General features: G+C 72.5%; 14 protein-coding genes. 7 read left to right on the top strand and 7 right to left on the bottom strand.

Features of this window, described 5'->3' with window-relative positions:
- Window positions 1-381: 381 nt before the first annotated feature.
- Window positions 382-963, top strand: coding sequence for a GNAT family N-acetyltransferase (locus ACH4EB_RS21370; RefSeq protein WP_398349111.1), 582 nt, complete (start codon window positions 382-384; stop codon window positions 961-963).
- A gap of 71 nt (window positions 964-1,034) precedes the next feature.
- Window positions 1,035-2,237 (top strand): winged helix-turn-helix domain-containing protein, encoded by a 1,203-nt coding sequence (locus ACH4EB_RS21375; RefSeq protein WP_398349112.1) that lies wholly within the window; start codon window positions 1,035-1,037, stop codon window positions 2,235-2,237.
- Between the two features lie 130 nt (window positions 2,238-2,367).
- Here the strand turns inward: ACH4EB_RS21375 and ACH4EB_RS21380 are convergent, their stop codons facing one another.
- The 7 genes from ACH4EB_RS21380 to mtnA form a co-directional block, all read right to left on the bottom strand.
- Complete coding sequence (locus tag ACH4EB_RS21380; RefSeq protein ID WP_398349113.1) at window positions 2,368-3,117, bottom strand: response regulator; 750 nt, start codon at window positions 3,115-3,117, stop codon at window positions 2,368-2,370.
- 236 nt (window positions 3,118-3,353) lie between these two features.
- On the bottom strand, window positions 3,354-4,046 hold the full coding sequence (hpf, locus tag ACH4EB_RS21385) for a ribosome hibernation-promoting factor, HPF/YfiA family (protein WP_398349114.1): 693 nt from the start codon (window positions 4,044-4,046) through the stop codon (window positions 3,354-3,356).
- A gap of 320 nt (window positions 4,047-4,366) precedes the next feature.
- Window positions 4,367-4,651 carry a ComF family protein gene (locus tag ACH4EB_RS21390; RefSeq protein ID WP_398349115.1) on the bottom strand — a complete coding sequence of 95 codons (285 nt, stop codon included), beginning with the start codon at window positions 4,649-4,651 and terminating at the stop codon, window positions 4,367-4,369.
- A 1,291-nt stretch (window positions 4,652-5,942) separates the two neighbouring features.
- Window positions 5,943-7,724 carry an LpqB family beta-propeller domain-containing protein gene (locus ACH4EB_RS21395; RefSeq protein ID WP_398349116.1) on the bottom strand — a complete coding sequence of 594 codons (1,782 nt, stop codon included), beginning with the start codon at window positions 7,722-7,724 and terminating at the stop codon, window positions 5,943-5,945.
- 241 nt (window positions 7,725-7,965) lie between these two features.
- A complete protein-coding gene (mtrB, locus tag ACH4EB_RS21400) occupies window positions 7,966-10,071 on the bottom strand; it encodes an MtrAB system histidine kinase MtrB (RefSeq protein WP_398349117.1) in 2,106 nt (701 codons plus the stop codon).
- A 331-nt stretch (window positions 10,072-10,402) separates the two neighbouring features.
- Complete coding sequence (mtrA, locus tag ACH4EB_RS21405; RefSeq protein ID WP_398349118.1) at window positions 10,403-11,080, bottom strand: two-component system response regulator MtrA; 678 nt, start codon at window positions 11,078-11,080, stop codon at window positions 10,403-10,405.
- The gene (gene mtnA / locus ACH4EB_RS21410; protein ID WP_398349119.1) at window positions 11,077-12,249 is read right to left on the bottom strand and encodes an S-methyl-5-thioribose-1-phosphate isomerase; all 1,173 of its coding nucleotides are present in this window, start codon (window positions 12,247-12,249) and stop codon (window positions 11,077-11,079) included. The genes mtrA and mtnA overlap by 4 nt, the downstream gene beginning before the upstream one ends.
- A gap of 170 nt (window positions 12,250-12,419) precedes the next feature.
- On the opposite strand from mtnA, the gene ACH4EB_RS21415 reads away from it, so the two are divergent.
- From ACH4EB_RS21415 to ACH4EB_RS21435, 5 genes are read left to right on the top strand one after another with little or no spacing between them, the layout of a single operon-like run.
- Complete coding sequence (locus tag ACH4EB_RS21415; protein ID WP_398349120.1) at window positions 12,420-13,847, top strand: hypothetical protein; 1,428 nt, start codon at window positions 12,420-12,422, stop codon at window positions 13,845-13,847.
- 28 nt (window positions 13,848-13,875) lie between these two features.
- Window positions 13,876-14,547: a DUF4129 domain-containing protein gene (locus ACH4EB_RS21420; RefSeq protein ID WP_398349121.1), complete on the top strand. Its 672-nt coding sequence runs from the start codon at window positions 13,876-13,878 to the stop codon at window positions 14,545-14,547.
- Complete coding sequence (locus ACH4EB_RS21425; protein WP_398349122.1) at window positions 14,544-15,755, top strand: DUF4350 domain-containing protein; 1,212 nt, start codon at window positions 14,544-14,546, stop codon at window positions 15,753-15,755. Before ACH4EB_RS21420 ends, ACH4EB_RS21425 begins: the two co-directional genes overlap by 4 nt.
- Window positions 15,752-16,717 carry an AAA family ATPase gene (locus ACH4EB_RS21430; protein WP_398349123.1) on the top strand — a complete coding sequence of 322 codons (966 nt, stop codon included), beginning with the start codon at window positions 15,752-15,754 and terminating at the stop codon, window positions 16,715-16,717. The genes ACH4EB_RS21425 and ACH4EB_RS21430 overlap by 4 nt, the downstream gene beginning before the upstream one ends.
- 9 nt (window positions 16,718-16,726) lie before the next feature.
- A complete protein-coding gene (locus ACH4EB_RS21435; RefSeq protein ID WP_398349124.1) occupies window positions 16,727-18,037 on the top strand; it encodes a DUF58 domain-containing protein in 1,311 nt (436 codons plus the stop codon).
- The last annotated feature ends 451 nt before the right edge of the window (window positions 18,038-18,488 follow it).

An 18,488-nucleotide genomic window follows, 5' to 3' on the forward strand; every position in this document is an offset into this window, starting at 1 on the left:
TGGGCTGGTCTCCTTGCCGGTCGGGCCTGGCGCTGGGGGTACCCCCCGCCGCAGGCAGGGGGAGGGTGCGCGGGCGCGGCATTTTTCCAAGGGGCAGGCCCCGCCGCAACGGCCATCGTAAAGGAGGACCCCATCCGGCCGGGAGGTCCACCGCCGCGAAGCGCACCGCTCCCCGGTGCACACCTCTCTCTACACGAGAACGCGCGACGCCGCGAGAAGGTGCCGGGAGGGGGGCGAGAAGTGGCCGGGAGACGTGGTGCCGGCGAGGAGGACGGGCCGGGGGCCGACGGAAGACGGGCCGGGGAAGGCCGGGACCGGAACGGGGAACGGGCCCGGGAAAACTGCTCGCCCCGCCCCTCCCGCCCTCCCCACACTCCCCCTATGGAACCCGTCACGCTGACCACCGGGCGCCTCCTCCTGCGCCCCTTCGCACCCGACGACGCCCCGGCGGTGCACGCCGCCTGCCAGGACCCGGCCATACCGCGCTGGACCCCCGTACCGGCCCCCTTCTCCCTGGCGCAGGCGCACGATTTCGTCGCCCGCAGCCGGCAGGAGTGGCGCACGGACACCCAGTACCACTTCGCGGTGACCAGCAAGGCCGACGGCACGCTGACCGGTGCCGTGAGCCTGTTCGGCATGACGCTGCTGTCCGAGGAGCGACAGGCCGGGGTCGGCTACTGGACGGCGCCGGAGCACCGCGGCAAGGGCCACACCTCCGAGGCCGTACGCGAGGTCGCCCGCTGGGCCTTCACCGACCTCGGGGCCGAGCGGCTGGAGTGGCTCGCGGAAGTCGGCAACGCCGCGTCACGCGGGGTCGCGCTCAGAGCCGGCTTCCGGATGGAGGGCACCCTGCGCGCCAAGATCGCGCACCGGGGCGTCCGGCGGGACGCCTGGATCGGCGCGCTGCTCCCCGCCGACCTGGGGCTGTCCTCCGAGACGCCTCATCTCCCGTTCCCGGCCTGACGAGTTCGGGCGGAGCGGTCCGCCGGGCGCGGTCCCCGGCATTGTCAGTGGTCGCTCCTACGCTGTGTTCCATGAAAGCTGCGAAGCCCGCGAGGCCCGTGAAGCCGAAGCCCGTGACCACCCTGTCCGCCGCCGACGCCCGGCGCATGGCGCTGCGGGCGCAGGGCTTCCTCGGCGCGCCGGACCGCCGCGCGGGGGTGCGGGGCGTCCTGCGGCGGCTGGGCGCGGTGCAGCTCGACACGATCTCGGTGCTGGCCCGCTCCCACGAGCTGATCCCGTACGCCCGGCTCGGTGCCGTCGGTCGCCCCGCGGTCGAGTCCGCCTACTGGTCGGGCGGCCACAGCTTCGAGTACTGGTCGCACGCCGCCTGCATCCTGCCGGTCGAGGAGTGGCCGCACTTCGCCTTCCGGCGCCGGGCGATGCGCGCGCGGGGGCGCCGTTGGCACCATATGGAGGACCGCGAGGGCTCCTGCGCCGCCGTACTGGACCGGCTGAAGGCCGACGGTCCGCTGACCACCTCCGACCTGGGCGGCGGCCGCAAGGGCGGCGAGTGGTGGGACTGGTCCGAGACGAAGATCGCGGTGGAGTGGCTGCTGGACACCGGCGAGGTGGTGTGCACGGAGCGCCGCGCCTGGAAGCGGGTGTACGACCTCGCCGAGCGCGCCGTCCCCGACCACCTGCTGCACGACGACCTGGACGACGCGGAGTGCATACGGCGCCTGGTCGCCCAGGCCGGCGCCGCGATGGGCGTGGCCACCCGCGCGGACCTCGCCGACTACCACCGCCTCAAGAACGACCAGGTCGACTCCGTCATCGAGGCGTCGGGCCTGGTCCCGGTCGAGGTCGAGGGCTGGGAGAAGCCCGCCTGGGCGGACCCCGCCGCCCTGGCCGAAGCGCCGCGCGGCCGGCACCGTACGACCCTGCTCTCGCCCTTCGACTCCCTCATCTGGGACCGCCCGCGTACGGCCCGCATCTTCGACTTCACCCACCGCCTGGAGGCATACGTCCCGCGCCCCAAGCGGATACACGGCTATTTCACGATGCCCCTGCTGACCGGCGGCCGGCTCGCCGGGCGGGTGGACCCGGCCCGCGAGGGCGGCACGCTCGTCGCCCGCCAGGTGTCGATGCGCGACGCCAAGGCCGTACGGCCGATGGCCCAGGCGCTGGCGGAGGCCGCGCAGTGGGTCGGCTGCGACTCCGTACGTGTCGAACGCTGCGATGACGCCACGCTGCGGGCGGCGCTGATCGCGGAGGTGGAGGCGGGGCTGTCGTAACGGCCAGGGGAAGCGGTGGGGCCGCCGCGGGCCCATTCGCCCGTCCGGTGCGGGCCGTCTGCCCTGCCGCCCAGCGGTCGGCCCGCCCGGCCGCCCGCCGGCCGCCCCGGCCGGGCACTCGCCGATCCGCTCAGCGGATCTCCAGGATCTTCTCCCGCATCGCGTACACCACCGCCTCCATCCGGGAGTGCAGTTGCAGCTTCTCCAGGATGTTCCGGACGTGGTTCTTGACGGTGTTCTCGGAGATGAACAGTTCCTTGGCGATGTCGCGGTTGTTCATGCCCGTCGCGACCAGCTTGAGGACCTCCAGCTCACGGTCGGTGAGCCGGGGGGCCGGCACCAGGCGGCGCTCGTCCGTCCGCTGGATCATCGACTTGAACTCGGTCAGCAGCTTGGACGCCATGGACGGGCTGATCTGGGACTGACCGTCCGCCACCGCGCGGATCGCCGTCGCCACCTCGTCCGTGGAGATCTCCTTGAGGAGGTAGCCGGTGGCCCCGGCCTTGATCGCGTCGTAGAGGTCCGCCTCCTCGTCGCTGATCGTCAGCATGATGATCTTCGCGCTGGGGGCCACCTCCTTGATGGAGGTGCACGCCTCGATGCCGCCGCGCCGGGGCATCCGTACGTCCATCAGCACGATGTCGGGCAGCAGGTCGGCGGCCTTGTCCACCGCCTCGGCGCCGTCCCCGGCCTCGCCGACGACCTCGATGTCCTCTTCGTGGGCGAGCACGATCTCCAGGCCCCGGCGGAAGAGCGCGTGGTCGTCGACGACCAGGACCCGGATCGGCTCCTTGCGCGACACGCCCACGTCCGTGCCCGAACCGTCACCGACGCCGTCGTCGTCGGCTCCGCCGCGCACGGGACCGAAGCTGTCCCCCATCGTTCCTCCCCGTCAACTACTCGGCCGGTGAAGGCCAGAGTTTGGATTTAAGGCTGGTTGACTACAGCCCGCTGCGGCCAGCCCGAACAACGCCATACAACCGTCTCCCCGGCATGTCGCCATTTCGCGCTCACAAGCTCCCTGGCTGGCACAGACACTATACGGCCTCAACTCCTGCCCCCCGCAGGCGCAATGGTGCCCCCGGGCGTACGCCGGGGGCACCACTTCAGCGGCCGTCAGCCGCCGAGCGCCCCACCGGCGCCACCGGGCTCCTCTCCCCCGAACGAGTCAGGGTTCAGATGGATGACGCCGTAGTCGTAGGCGTGCCGCCGGTAGACGACACTCGGCTGCTTGGTCTCGGCGTCGACGAAGAGGTAGAAGTCGTGTCCGACCAACTCCATCTCGTAAAGCGCCTGGTTGAGGGTCATCGGCGCCGCGGAGTGGGTCTTCTCGCGGACGATCAGGGGTCCTTCGCCCTGAACCTCCAGCGAACCCATCTTCGTCGTCGGCACCTGCTCCTGCGGCGCGCCGTCCACAGCGAGGTGACCGGTCTCGTCGAGCTTCGCCGCGTCCGGGACGCTCACCGCGACGTCACTCGCAGGGATGCGTCCGTTGCCGCGCCGCGAGTGGCGCTTGTCGTGCTGCTTGCGCAGCCGCGCTTCCAGCTTGGCCGTGGCCAGGTCGAGCGCGGCATAGGGGTCGGCGGCGGCCGCCTCGGCCCGTACCACCGGGCCTCGGGAGCGGAGGGTGATCTCCACTCGGTCGGAACGGTCGGCCTGCCGGGGGTTGGGCTCCTTGGACACCTCGACGTCCAGGCTGATCACCTTGCCGTCGAGCTTCTGGACCTTGTCCAGCTTCAGCTTCTCGGCCACGTGCTTGCGGAACCGCTCGGGCACCTCGGTCTTGCGGCCCTTGACGACGATGTCCACGCAGAACTCCGTTCCCGGATCGCCCCGCTACTACGCGCGGAGCGATTCCTTCTTGCACCAGGCTCCGGTGAGTGCCGAAGCCTCGGACTTGGCGACTTTCACCTCCTCCTCCCCCGTCGGCAGGGTCCCCACTCCCGTTCATTTCAGGGTCCCCGCAAAGACCCACAAACGCACCTATCCCGGCATCCGAGGCAAAGCGTCAGCCAAGTCCTCACAACCGAACATAGCTCTCCCGGACGGGTGACGGCACCCCCTGGCTGGCACTAGCTCCGTTTGGGTGCTTTTTCGCCCTCGTTACCTGCAACGATGAATTTCCGCGGTCAGTTCCAGTTGATTTCGAAAGCACTCCGCGGTGCCGCCACCACACCCGCCCCCACCACCCTCCCCCCGGCCGCCCGCACCGCCCGCGCCGCCTCCGCCAGCGAAGCCCCGGTGGTCATCAGATCGTCCACCAGCACCACCGGGGCCGCTGCCAGCAGCCGTCCGGCTCCGGGAGCGACTGTCAGGGCCCCGGAGACGTTGGCCAGGCGTTGGCGGGCACTGAGGCCCGCCTGATCAGCCACCGTACGCCGCTGCCGCAGCGCGGTGAGGACCCGAACGGGCACCCCGCCCCGCCGAAGGTCCCGAGCCGCCGCCCAGGCAATCCGCCGCACCGGATCATGCCCCCGCCCCGCCACCGCCCGCCGAGCTGAGGGGACGGGGATGAGGAGGAGGGTGGGGGTGGTGGGGGCGGTCGAGGTGGGGGCGAGGGGGTCGGAGGGGGTGGTGGGGTTCGAGGTGGGAGCAGGGGGCGCTGTGGAAGCAGGGGGAGTGATGGGGGAGGTGGGGGGTGTGGGGTCGGGAGAGGTGGTGGAGGCAGAGGTCGTGGGGGCGGGGGAGGTTTCAGGGGCTGGGGAGGCCATGGGGGTGCGGGAGGTCACGGGGGTGGCAAGGGTGGGCGGCTCAGGGGATCCGGGCCGTCCAGGGAAGCCGGGCGGCCCGAGGGACCCGGGCGGCCCAGCGAACGGCCGGGGTAGCCCGGAGCCGGTGCGGTCTTCCAGCCGCCGGCGAGGGCGCTGCACTCCTTCGGCCCCTGAGGCCTCAGGGGCCGAAGGGGACCCAAGGGGCCCAGGGGACCCAAGGGGCCCAGGAGGCCTCGTCACCGCAGCCGGACCACCGGCGGAACGGCCCCCGAGAGGCTCAGCCCCGGGCTGCCCGGAGCCCGGACACTCGCGCCCGGCCCCCGCCCCCGACGGCTCCCCGGGTCGAACCTCACCCCCGAGCGGACGCGCACCACTCGCCCCCAGCCCCAGCCCCAGCCCCTCACCAGGCCGAAGCGCATCGCCGTAAGAACTCAGCGGGCCACCACGCGCCCACAGCCCCCGCACAGCCCCCGCCAGCGCCTGCCCCAGCGGACCGGCCAGCCGCAGCGCACCCCGCTCCTTGTGCGCGAGCAGCACCGCCCGCACCTCATCGGCGTACGGAGCAGCGGCATAGGTCGGCGGAAGACCGGGCGGGGCGGGGCGCGGGCGCACCTTCCGGGGGCCCTGGGGGCCTCCCCCACCCCCGCCCCCACTCCCCCTCGCCCCCCGGATCAGCGCCTTGTGGCAGTCCTCGCACAGTTCCGTACGAGGTCGGCCGCACCCCGCGCAGTCCACCGGTAGTACCAGACCGGTGATTTCCCGCCATACGCCCTGCATGGATCTACTGTCCCGCGGGGTGAGGTGGGGCACCACCCCCTGTGGATAACTCGGGTGACGGGTTGAATCCCCGGTCCAGCCCCGGCCTCGCCCAGCCCGTCCCTACCGAATCGGACGTGGTCACATCGGTGGCGGCTACCAGCCCTCAACCACGACCAGGACCACAGCAACGGCAACGGCAAGCACCCCCATCGGCCTCAACCGCACCGCCCCGCCCCTACCCCGGATAAACCGGCGCCTTCCCATCCTTCGCCACGGTCTTCCAGTTCGCGTCCTGCGGCAGCCGCACTATCCCCTCGGCCCCGTCCGCGATCAGCGGCCTCGTCTCGTCCTCCGAAGCCGTCACCGCCTTGACGCCATTGACGCCGGGCAGCGTCTGCGCGCTCGACGCCGAGCCGTCCGTCTCCATGTACTGCATCTGCTGCACCCCGCCGGACTGCCGGCCGACGACCACGAGCCGACTGCCGCCCGCCCACGAAGCCGCCACCACGTCCTCCAACTGAGGCGCGATCGGACGCAATTCCTCCACCGACAGCACCGGGTGCTGCGCCGTGCCGCCGCGTTCCACCCGGCCGAGCTGCAGCGTCGTACGTCCCTTGTCCTCGACGAGCACCGCGATCCGGATGCCGTCGGACGCCACCTTGATCGCACTGATCCGCCGGTCGCCGAGGCCGGGCACCATCACCACGTCCGGCGTGCCCTTGCCCCCACGCAGGCGCAGCAGCCGCGAGCCCTTGTCGCTGCGGTCCGCTATCCACAGGTCGCCCAGGCCGTCCCAACTGGGTGCCGAGAGTCCGTCCTTGGCGGTGCTGTGCAGCAGTGCCGGGCCGCGTTCGGTGCCGTACTCCAGGGGCGCCACGTACAGCGACCGGCCGTCGGCCGAGACACCCGCCGCGGTGTCCTCCCCACGCGAGATCGCGATCGAGCTCAGCGGGGTCTTGCCGGAGCCGAACGGCCCCGGCACCGGACGCGGCTCCGTGGTCGTGTCCGGCATGCTGACCACCTTCTGATCAGCGTCGATGAAGTACTCCTGGGCGGGCCGCCCGACGTGCTTGCGCGGTGCGAACTCGTTGTTGGCGCGGTCCTGCGACAGGACGCACAGCCGGTTGCCGCCCTCGTCCAGCAGTTCCACCTCGCTGATCTTCGACGCCCGGGTGATGTCCTGGACGGTGAAGAACAACTGGGCCGCCATCCGCCGGCACTGCCCCGGCCCGGCGGCCGCCGCCCGCTTGCTCAGCTTCACCCGCAGCGCGTTGGAGTCGTCGAGGGACAGACCGGTGCTCTTGAGCGCGGTGCCCGTCGGGAACGCCGAGGCGGTGACCTGGTTCAGCCAGTTCGTGGGCCCCTCCAGCAGCGCGGTCACGCTCGCGGTGACCGGGTCTATCCGCTGCCGCAGGTAGACGGGGTCGGCGACCAGCACGTTGTGGCCCGCCTTGGCCGACTGTGCCTCCGACTTGTAGTCGGCGAAGTAGTACTTGTTGACGGAACGGTAGATCCGCTGGAAGTCGGACTGCCCGAGCACCAGGCCGTTGGGCAGCCGGTCGATGCGCCACTGCCCGTCCTCCTTGGTCAGGTGGATGGTCTGCTGATACGCGCTCTCCTCCGGCGTATAGGCGTGGTTGCGGTCGACGGTGGCGACCTGGCTGCCGGACAGCGTGATCGTGTAGCCGTTCGGGTCCTCGCGGTTGGCCTGTCCCACGGGCTCGGCCTTCGGGCGCTGCTGGAGCACCTTCGTCGCCGAGAACGGCTGCCACGTCTTCTTCGCCGAAGCCGCCAGATACTGCACGGCCGTACTGAAGTCCACCTCGTCGCTCGTCGTCGCGTCGAGGAAGCCGCTGACGATCTCCGTCGGCTGCGCGCCGTCCTGCGGCGGCACGCCGTAGACCCGTACCTGCGAGTCGGCCTCCGCCCGCGGCGACTGGTCGACCGCCTGCATGTCCCCGCTGTCCGGCATCGTCGCGCAGCCGGCCAGCAGCAACGCGCCGCACCCGAGCACCACGCCGGTACGGACGGCCCCGCCACGCGTCCTCGGCCGCACCCGCGCCCCACCACCGACGCGTACGCCGGCGCTCACCGCTCCGGCGCGCCGCCCGCCATGCCCGGCAGTATGCACGTCAGCCCCCGGCCGCGCACCGTCCCGGGCCCCGGCACTCGCCTCAGAACCCGCGCTCGCGCCCGTCTCAGCGCCCGCGCGCACGCCGGCTCCAGCACCCGTATCAGCGCTCGTTTCAGCACCCGTCTCAGCGCCCACGAACCTCGTCCTCCCGCTCAGCGCCCTCGCTGCCCGCGTCCTTCCGCTTCGGGCCGCCCCCGCTCCTGTGGTCCGACGTCGCGCCATCGTGCCCGCGCGCTGCTTCACCGCGTACGCCGTTCCCGCGCGCGCCCCCGTCGGCGCCCCCGTTCCGGCCCGCGCCGTCCTCCACCGCTCCAACACCATCCGCGCGAACAGCCGTACGGACATCCGTCCGCGCCTCCGTACGCCCCTCCGGCGGCCGCTGCGCAGGAGTACGCGCCGGCGTACGTTCCGGGGAGGACGGCTCCAGGGGCCACGGTTCCGCCAGCCGCTGCCGGGCCGGAATGGCAGCCGTCTGCCGCACCGCCGCCGCGCCGCTCGGCAGCGCCGAGCCGGCCGCCTCCCGGTTGCGCCGGGAATCCTCCGGTTCGAGCGGGATCGGCGAGCCGCGCAGCGCCTCTCCCGCCGTACGCGGCAGCGTCAGCCGGAACTGCGATCCGCCGCCCGGCTCGCCCCACGCCTGGAGCCAGCCGCCGTGCAGCCGCGCGTCCTCGACCGCGATCGACAGGCCCAGCCCCGTACCGCCGGTCGTCCGGGCCCGTGCCGGGTCCGCGCGCCAGAAGCGGTTGAATACCCGGGCCGCCTCGCCCGGCTTGAGGCCGACGCCGTAGTCGCGTACGGCGACGGCGACCGCGCCGCCGTTGCGGCCGCCGGCCGCGGCCAGCCGCACCACGACGTCCCGGCCCTCGCCGTGCTCCACCGCGTTGACGACGAGGTTGCGCAGCACCCGCTCCACCCGGCGGGTGTCCGCCTCGGCGATCACCGGCTGTTCGGCGCCGCGCACCACGATCCGGCTGCCCTTGCGCTCCGCCAGCGGCTCGGCGCCCTCGATGACCCGGTGCACCACGTCCCGCAGGTCGATCGGCTCGGCCTCCAGGGCGGCCGCGCCCGCGTCGAAACGGCTGATCTCCAGCAGTTCGGCGAGCAGCGACTCGAAGCGGTCGAGCTGTCCGCGCAGCAGTTCGGCGGAGCGCGCCGTCACCGGATCGAAGTCCTCGCGCGCGTCGTGAATGACGTCGGCGGCCATCCGTACGGTCGTCAGCGGTGTGCGCAGTTCGTGCGACACGTCGGAGACGAACCGCCGCTGCATCCGGGACAGCTCCTCCAGTTGCTGAATCTTGACCTGGAGGTTCTGCGCCATCTTGTTGAAGGATTCCCCGAGGCGGGCGATGTCGTCCTCGCCGGTGACCTTCATGCGTTCCTGGAGGAGCCCGGCGGCCAGCCGTTCGGAGATGCCCGCCGCCATGCGTACGGGCGTGACGACCTGCCGCACCACGAGCCAGGCGATGGCGCCGAGCAGCACGACCACGAACACGCCGGCCGTCGCCAGGGTGCCCTTCACCAGGCTCAGCGACTTCTCCTCCTGGCTGAACGGGAAGAGGTAGTAGAGCTGGTACGGGTTGCTGTTGACGTCGTTGAGCCGCTTGCCGATGATGATCGCCGGCTCGCTCTCTTCCGACCCGACGCGCTTGATCTGCGTGGACTGGCGGAAGGTGCCGGTCTTGGTGTCGAGCATCTCGCGCATCTCGGCGGGCACGCTCCGCTCGGGATCGATGTCCCCGGAGGCGCGCGGTCCGCGGGTGTCCGGGCTGCTGTCCCCGAACGGTTCCTCGACGGCCGATCCCGAGCTGAGCGCCACCACGGAGAAGACGCCCTGCCCGCCGCTGGCGAGCTGTTCGACCAGGCTGGTCAGCCAGGTCGCGGAGTCCTGCGAGCTGCGGCTGCCGGAGCGTACGGGGTCGTCACCGCGGCTGTCGGTGGTGCCGTCGGCCAGTTTCTGGGCCACCGCGAATCCGCCGGCCGCCTGGCTCTGCGCCGCCTGCCGTTTGGCCTCCAGCAGCCCGTTGCGGACCTGCCCGATGACGACGACGCCGAGCAGCAGCACCACACCCAGCGACATCAGCAGGGTCGTGGCGACCACGCGGAGCTGGATGTTGCGGCGCCACAGGCGCAGCGCGGGCAGCAGTGGGCGGCGTATCCAGCGGCCGAAGAGCCGCAGCATCGGGTGGACGGGGCCGGCCGTGGCCCCGTCGGGCAGCAGGCGCGCGGGCATGCCCCGGAGCCGGTCTCCCGGCCGGTCGGCCCGCACGGGGCGGGTAAGGGGGCGTGCTGTTTCGCCGACGGGCCGTTCGGCGGCACTCGCGCCGCGGTCACGGGCGCCGGCATCGCCGCTGCCGGCCTGGGTGCTATCGGCGCGCGCGGTGTGCTCGTCCTGGGCGGGGCCTTCGGGGCCGCTGTCCCGGCCGGTCGCCGGGCGGTCGGGCGACCGGTCGGCCGCCCGCCTGGTCAGCCGACCCAACAATCGACCAGAAAGGGACATATCACCCACCGGGCGGACGGCCCGCCCCCGCTCGCTCTCCGGGGTCGAACCGTCCCGGGACATGTCAGTTGGGCCCGGCCTTATAGCCGACGCCACGCACGGTCACCACGATCTCCGGGCGCTCCGGGTCCTTCTCGACCTTGGAGCGCAGCCGCTGCACATGGACGTTGACCAGCCGGGTGTCGGCGGCGTGCCGGTAGCCCCAGACCTGTTCGAGCAGCACCTCGCGCGTGAACACCTGCCACGGCTTGCGGGCCAGCGCCACCAGCAGGTCGAACTCCAGCGGTGTCAGCGCTATCGACTGGCCACTGCGCTTGACCGAGTGCCCGGCCACGTCGATGACCAGGTCACCGATGGCCAGTTGCTCGGGCGTCGGCTCCTCCGAGCGGCGCAGCCGTGCCCGGATACGGGCCACCAGCTCCTTGGGCTTGAACGGCTTGACGATGTAGTCGTCCGCCCCCGACTCCAGGCCGACCACCACGTCGACCGTGTCACTCTTCGCGGTCAGCATGACGATCGGCACACCGGACTCGGCACGGATGAGCCGGCACACCTCTATGCCGTCCCTCCCGGGCAGCATGAGGTCGAGCAGCACGAGGTCCGGCTTGGTCTCCCGGAAGGCGGCGAGCGCCTTGTCCCCGTCCGAGACGAACGACGGTTCAAAGCCTTCGCCGCGCAGCACGATACCGAGCATCTCTGCCAGTGCGGTGTCGTCGTCGACGACCAGGACGCGTCCCTTCATTCGGCCATCATCCCATTACCTGATCGTGACTTACCCAATCGTGATGTGGAACACAGTTCCGCCAGGCCGCCCGGAGTGACCGGCGAGATCACTCCGGCCTCCGTGACGACGGCCGTCACCAGCTCCGCCGGCGTCACGTCGAAGGCGGGGTTGTAGGCCAGCGCACCCAGCGGAGCCACCGGCACGCCGGTGCCGGCCTCCGCCCCGGCACCGGGCACGAACGGCAACGCGATTTCCGTCACCTCGTGCCCGGGCCGCTGCTCCACCTCTATGAGCGCGCCGTCCGCCGTGTCCAGGTCCACCGTGCTGGTCGGCGCCACCACTACGAACGGCACGTGGTGGTACCGGGCCAGTACGGCCAGCGGGTAGCTGCCCACCTTGTTGGCGACCGAGCCGTCCGCCGTGATCCGGTCCGCGCCGATCAGTACGGCGTCCACCTCGCCCGCCGCGAAGAGCGACCCGGCCGCCCCGTCCGCGAGCACCGTGTACGGCATGCCCGTACGCGCTGCCTCGTACGCGGTCAGCCGGGCGCCCTGCAGCAGCGGCCGCGTCTCGTCGACCCACAGCCGCCGCAGCTCACCGGCCCGGTGCGCCGCCAGCGCCACCGCCAGGGCGGTGCCCTCGCCCCCGGAGACCAGCGCGCCGGTGTTGCAGTGGGTGAGGATGCGGTGCCCTCCGCCGGGCGCCAGCTCGCCCAGCAGCGCCAGCCCGTGCGCGGCCATCCGGGAACTGGCTGCGGCGTCCTCCTCGTGGACCGCGCGGGCCTCGGCCAGCGCCGCGGCGGCGGCCCGCTCAGGGTCGGCCCCGCGCTCGACCGCGTCACGGTAGGCGCCGGCCGCCCTCCGGACGCCGTACTCAAGATTGACCGCCGTCGGGCGGGCGTGCGCCAGAGTGTCGGCTGCGTCGGCCACGTCGAACCCCCGCGAGGCGGCCAGGGCGACTCCGTACGCCCCGGCGATGCCCAGCAGCGGAGCGCCGCGCACAGCCAGCGTTCGAATCGCCTGCACCAGAGCCGGAACGTCCGTGCACACCAGTTCGACTTCTTCGGACGGCAGCCGTGTCTGATCGAGGAGAACCAGTACGGGCCCCTCGGGAAGCTCCTCCCAACGCAGTGACGGAACCACGGGAGCGTCGGCGCCCGCCTCGGACTTCTCGTAGCGATCGGCCATCCGCCCAGTCTGCCGTCGACAGCGGGCCGAGCAGAAGGGTTCCCTCGTGCAAGGGCGCTCACCCGGACAAGGGCCCGGGGACGTAGGACCCCGCGCCATGACACGATGACAGGCACTGCGGACGCCGCACCCCGGCCGTTCGAACGGGCGGGAAGCATGAAGGAGCGACGATGAACAACTCTCCGGGCTGGGCCTCGCCCGGATCCTCCCCTTCCGACGAGCCGGACCGCGCCGCGCAGGACCAGCCCGACGCCACGGGACCCGCCGACTCGGACGCTCCTGCCGACGCGGCCGGCCCCACGGAACCCACGGGCCCGGCCGGCACCGCGCCGACCGGTGACTCCTCGGTCCCCCCGCAGTGGTCCAAGGAACAGCCCCCCGCCGGACAGTGGTCCGCGCCCACCGGCGGCTCCGGCCGCGGCGGGACCGGTCCGCACGGCGGCACCGGCGGTCAAGGCGGATGGCGCGGTCAGCAGCCTGGCCGGGGCGGACAGCCGGGGTGGGGAGGACAACCGGGCTGGAGCGCCCCCTGGGCACCGCCGCCCGCGGCCAAGCCGGGCGTGATCCCGCTCCGCCCGCTCGGCGTCGGCGAGATCCTCGACGGCGCGGTGTCCACGATGCGCGCCCACTGGCGCACCGTCCTCGGCATCTCCCTGATCGTGGCGGTCGTCGCGCAGACCGCGAACACGATCGCCACCGGGCTGTGGTTCCGCAACGCCGGTGACCTGTCCGCGTTGGAGAACAATCCCGACGCCACCCTGAGCGAAGCGATGGACGCGGTCGGCACCACTCTCGCGGGCAGTGCCATCAGCTCGCTGGTCGGGCTGCTCAGCACGATCGTCATCACCGCGATGCTCACCATCGTCGTCAGCCGGGCCGTCCTGGGACGCTCGGTGACGGCCGGCGAGGCCTGGCGGGACGCCCGGGGCCGACTGCCGCGACTGCTCGGCCTGCTGATCCTGCTGCCCCTCATGGTCTCGGCCGTCATCTGTGTGGGCACGGTGCCCGGCATCATCGTCGCGGCCACCGGCCAGGCCGCCCCCGGCGCGCTGCTCGTGCTGCTCGGCGGTGTGGGCGCCGCCGTCGTGGGCGTCTGGCTGTGGATCCGCTTCAGCCTCGCCGCCCCGGCGCTGATGCTGGAGAAGCAGGGCGTCATCGCCTCCATGCGGCGCTCCGCCAAACTGGTGCGCGGTGCGTGGTGGCGGGTCCTGGGCATCCAGCTCCTCACGTACCTGCTGATCGCCGTCGTACAGATGATCGTCCAGGTGCCGGCCACCCTCGTCGCCGTCCTCCTCGGCGGCGAGAGCTTCACGGCCTGGACCAACGGTGGTACCGAGACCAGTTGGACGTTCCTGATCGTGCTGGCCGTCGGCACCGTGATCTCTTCCGCGGTCACGTACCCCATCAGCGCGGGCGTCACGGCGCTCCTCTACATGGACCAGCGGATCCGCCGCGAGGCCCTCGACCTCGAACTCGCCCGCGCCGCCGGACTGCCCGGGTACGGCGCGGACGCCCCCGGGCCGCAGGCTCCCGGTCCGCACGGCCCCGGCCCGGACACCACCGGCCAGGGACCGTCCGGCAGCACCCCGGGAAGCTGATGCGGTGACGGTGGCGGGGAGGACTGCCGTGCTCGCGCATCTGCTGTCGGGCTCCGGCGACGACGGACCGGTGCGGGTTCCGCGGGTGCCCGCCCGTGAGGCGGCCGAGCGCGAACTCGCCGATCCGCGGTACCACCAGAACGACCCGAATCTGCTCCAGCGTGCCCTGGACTGGTTCTGGGACCGCATCGGTGATCTCTTCGAAGCCGCTGCCGGTGCCACGCCGGGCGGCTGGACCGGCCTCCTCGCCATCGTCCTCGTGGTCCTCCTCCTCGCCGTCGCCCTCCGGCTCCGGCTGGGCGCCCTGCGCCGCACGCCTGCTTCCGGGGGCGGCGCGCTCTTCGGCGGCCGCCCCTGTACGGCCGCCGAACACCGCGTCGCCGCCGAACGGCACGCGACCGAAAACCGCTGGACCGAAGCCGTCCAGGAACGGATGCGGGCCATCGTCCTCGCCCTGGAGGAACGCGCGCTGCTCACGCCGGGCCCGGGCCGCACCGCCGACGAAGCCGCCTCGGAAGCGGGCCGGGTCCTGCCCGCCCACTCCGAGCGCCTGCATGCCGCCGCCCGCACCTTCGACGACGTCACATACGGCGGCCGCCCGGGCACCGCACAGGAGTACGCCGCTCTGAGCGCCCTCGACACCAACCTGCGGCACAGCAAACCCCACCTGGTCACCGCTCCCCACAGGAGCGGCACATGAGCGCCACCACGACCGGCACCACTTCGCTCACACCGACCACGCGCCGCCTGTGGACCCGCTCGCGCGGTCTGCTCGCCGGGCTCCTCGTCCTCGTGCTGGGCGGCGTCGGCCTGGCGGTCCTGCGCTCCGGGGACCAGCACGGCCGCCTCGACCCCCGGTCGGTGGACCGCTACGGCAGCGGCGCGGTCGCCGCGCTCCTCGCCGACCGCGGCGTCGACACCCGAGTCGTGACCACCACGGAGGAGGCCGCCGCCGCAGCCGGCCCGGACACCACCGTCCTGGTCGCCGACCCGGACCTGCTGACCCGCCGCCAACTGGACACTCTCCACCGGGCCACCGGCCGCGCCGCAGGCCGTACCATCCTGCTCACGCCGGGCCCGGCCGCCCTGGACGTCTTCGCGCCCGGGACCAAGGCCGGGACGCCCGCCGACGTGGAGCCGTTGTCCCCGAGGTGTGCCCTGCCCGCCGCGCGTGCCGCGGGTGACGCCGAACTCGGCGGTCTGCGCTACTCGACATCTGCCCGCGCCGCCGACCGCTGCTACCCCAGCGACGGCGAGGCCACCCTGCTGCGCCTGCCCGCCACGGCCGGCGGCGACACCGTCCTCCTCGGCGCCCCGGACATCCTCTACAACCACCGCCTCGCCGAGCGCGGCAACGCCTCGCTCGCCCTGCACCTGCTCGGTTCGCACAAGCATCTGGTCTGGTACCTCCCCTCCGTCAGCGACCCCTCGTCCACGCAGGACGGCCGACGCAGCTTCTTCGACCTCATCCCCTCCGGCTGGCGCTGGGCGCTGCTCCAGCTCCTCGTCGCCGCCGCCGTCGCCGGCTTCTGGCGGGCCCGCCGGCTCGGCCCGCTCGTCCCCGAGCGCCTCCCGGTCACCGTCCCCGCCGCCGAGACGACGGAGGGGCATGCCCGCCTCTACCAGCAGGCAGGCGCCCGCGACCGGGCCGCCGACGTCCTACGGGCCGCCGCCCGCACCCGGCTCGCACCGCTCACCGGCGTGCCGCCCACGCACGCCCACACCCCCGACATCCTTCTTCCGGCGGTCTCCGCGCGACTGCCCGCGAACGCGGAGACCGGCACCGCCTTGCACCCCCTGTTGTTCGGCCCCGCGCCCGCCGACGACAAGGCCCTGGTGGTCCTGGCCGACCAACTCGACAAGCTGGAACGTTCGATCCTGTCCCCAGAGAGGCACGCCCCCCCGTGAGCACCCCGACAGATGACAGCGCCCGAGCCTCACTGGAGGCCGTACGCACCGAAATCGCCAAGGCCGTCGTAGGCCAGGACCCGGCCGTCACCGGCCTCGTCGTCGCGCTGCTCTGCCGCGGGCACGTCCTGCTCGAAGGCGTCCCCGGTGTCGCCAAGACCCTGCTCGTCCGCGCGCTCTCGGCAACCCTGGAACTCGACACCAAGCGCGTTCAGTTCACCCCCGATCTGATGCCGAGCGACGTCACCGGCTCGCTCGTCTACGACTCACGCAGTGCGCAGTTCTCCTTCCAGCCCGGCCCGGTATTCACCAACCTGCTGCTCGCCGACGAGATCAACCGCACCCCGCCCAAGACGCAGGCTTCCCTGCTCGAAGCCATGGAGGAGCGTCAGGTCACCGTCGACGGAACGCCGCGCCCCCTCCCCGAGCCCTTCCTGGTCGCCGCCACACAGAACCCCGTCGAGTACGAAGGCACCTATCCGCTGCCCGAGGCCCAGCTCGACCGGTTCCTGCTGAAGCTGACGGTCCCGCTGCCCGCCCGCCAGGACGAGGTCGACATCCTCACCCGGCACGCCCAGGGCTTCAGTCCGCGCGATCTCGACGCGGCGGGCCTGAAGCCCGTCGCAGGCCCCGCCGATCTCGAAGCGGCCCGGGCCGCGGTGGCCAAGACCACCGTCTCCCCCGAGGTCACCGGTTACATCGTCGATATCTGCCGTGCCACGCGCGAATCCCCCTCGCTCTCCCTCGGCGTCTCACCCCGAGGCGCCACCGCCCTGCTCTCCACCTCCCGGGCCTGGGCCTGGCTCACCGGCCGCGACTACGTCATCCCCGACGACGTGAAAACCCTGGCCCTGCCCACACTCCGGCACCGCGTCCAACTCCGCCCGGAAGCCGAGATGGAAGGAGTCACCGCCGACTCCGTCATCAACTCCGTCCTCGCCCACCTTCCCGTCCCCCGCTGAGACCGAGCCGTGGCCCTGACCGGACGCACCGCCCTCATCTCCGCCCTCGGAGCCCTCTTCGTCGGCCTCCTCATGCCGAGCTGGTCTGGCATCCTCACCGTCCAACTCGCCCTGCTGCTAGCAATTTTGTGCGACCTGGCACTCGCCGCGCCAGTGCGGAAGCTCCAGTTCACCCGAACCGGTGACACATCCGTTCGACTCGGCCAGGAAGCCTCCACGCACCTGGCCATCACCAATCCGGGCCGGCGCCCGCTGCGCGCTCAGCTCCGCGACGCCTGGCCCCCCAGCTCGTTCGCCCCCGGCACCGATGCCCCGGCGTCCCGCCACCGCGTCCGCATCCCCGCTGCCGAGCGCCGCCGCATCATGACCACGCTCCGCCCCACCCGCCGCGGCGACCACCACGCCGTCCGCGTCACGGTCCGCTCCTACGGCCCCCTCGGCCTCGCGGCCCGCCAGGGCAGCCACCACGTGCCGTGGACCATCCGCGCCCTGCCGCCCTTCACCAGCCGCAAGCACCTGCCCGGCAAGCTGGCCCGGCTACGCGAACTCGACGGCCGCACCAGCATCCTCACCCGCGGCGAAGGCACCGAGTTCGACAGCCTCCGCGACTACACCCCCGGCGACGACACCCGCTCCATCGACTGGCGCGCCACCGCCCGCCGCCAGTCCGTAGCCGTACGCACCTGGCGTCCGGAGCGCGACCGACGCATTCTCCTGGCCCTCGAAACCGGCCGCACCTCGGCCGGCCGGGTCGGCGACACGCCGCGCCTGGACGCCTCCATGGACGCGGCCCTGCTACTGGCCGCCCTGGCGTCCCGCGCCGGTGACCGCGTCGACCTCCTGGCCTACGACCGCCGGGTACGCGCGTCCGTCCAAGGCCGCGCGGCCGGAGACCTCCTGCCCGCGCTGACCGATGCCCTCGCGCCCCTCGAACCGGAACTCGTCGAGGCGGACGCCCGCGGCCTGGCCGCCGCGCTCCACCGCAGCACACCGCGCCGCTCCCTGATCATCCTGTTCACCGGCCTGGACACGGCCCCGGTCGAGGAAGGCCTGCTGCCCGTCCTCCCCGGCCTCACCCAGCGCAACGAGGTCATCGTCGCCGCGGTGGCCGACCCTCGTACGGAAGAAATGGCCGCCGCCCGTCACACGCCCCAGGCCGTGTACGCCGCAGCCGCCGCCGAACAGACACGCGCGGCCCGCCGCCGTACCGCGGACCGCCTGCGCCACCACGGCGTCACAGTCATCGACTCCACTCCGTCCCGCCTCGCCCCGGACCTGGCAGACGCATACCTCTCCCTCAAGGCCTCCGGCCGACTGTAGAACGGCCGGGCTTTCTGCCGGGCCGTTGTATGTGAGGCATACGAAACGTGGCCGGCCGCCCAGAAGCCGACCAGCCCGGAGGTAGGCAGCCAGGCGTCACACGCGGTACGGGCCGATGAAATCACGCGAGTCGAGGACGGACCCCAGGCAACAGGACCAACGCGTCGTCCGCCCCCACCGGAAAGGGCCCGCACCACTCACTGGCGAAGGCCACTGGGCACCCACCAGGCACCCCGCACTCGTGCCTGAAGCTCATTTAACGCAGGATGCCCCGCACCATGTGGAGCGGGGCATGTATTCATTCAATGTGTTGCTCGTGGACTATCGCGGCAATCACCCGTGGACGGCAGGCAGTGAACGCAAAAAAGCTCCGGTCCCTGAACCAGAGGTTCAGGGACCGGAGCTGAAAAATTGTTCGGCGGCGTCCTACTCTCCCACAGGGTCCCCCCTG

Source organism: Streptomyces sp. NPDC018045 (assembly GCF_044327445.1).
Taxonomy (GTDB): domain Bacteria; phylum Actinomycetota; class Actinomycetes; order Streptomycetales; family Streptomycetaceae; genus Streptomyces.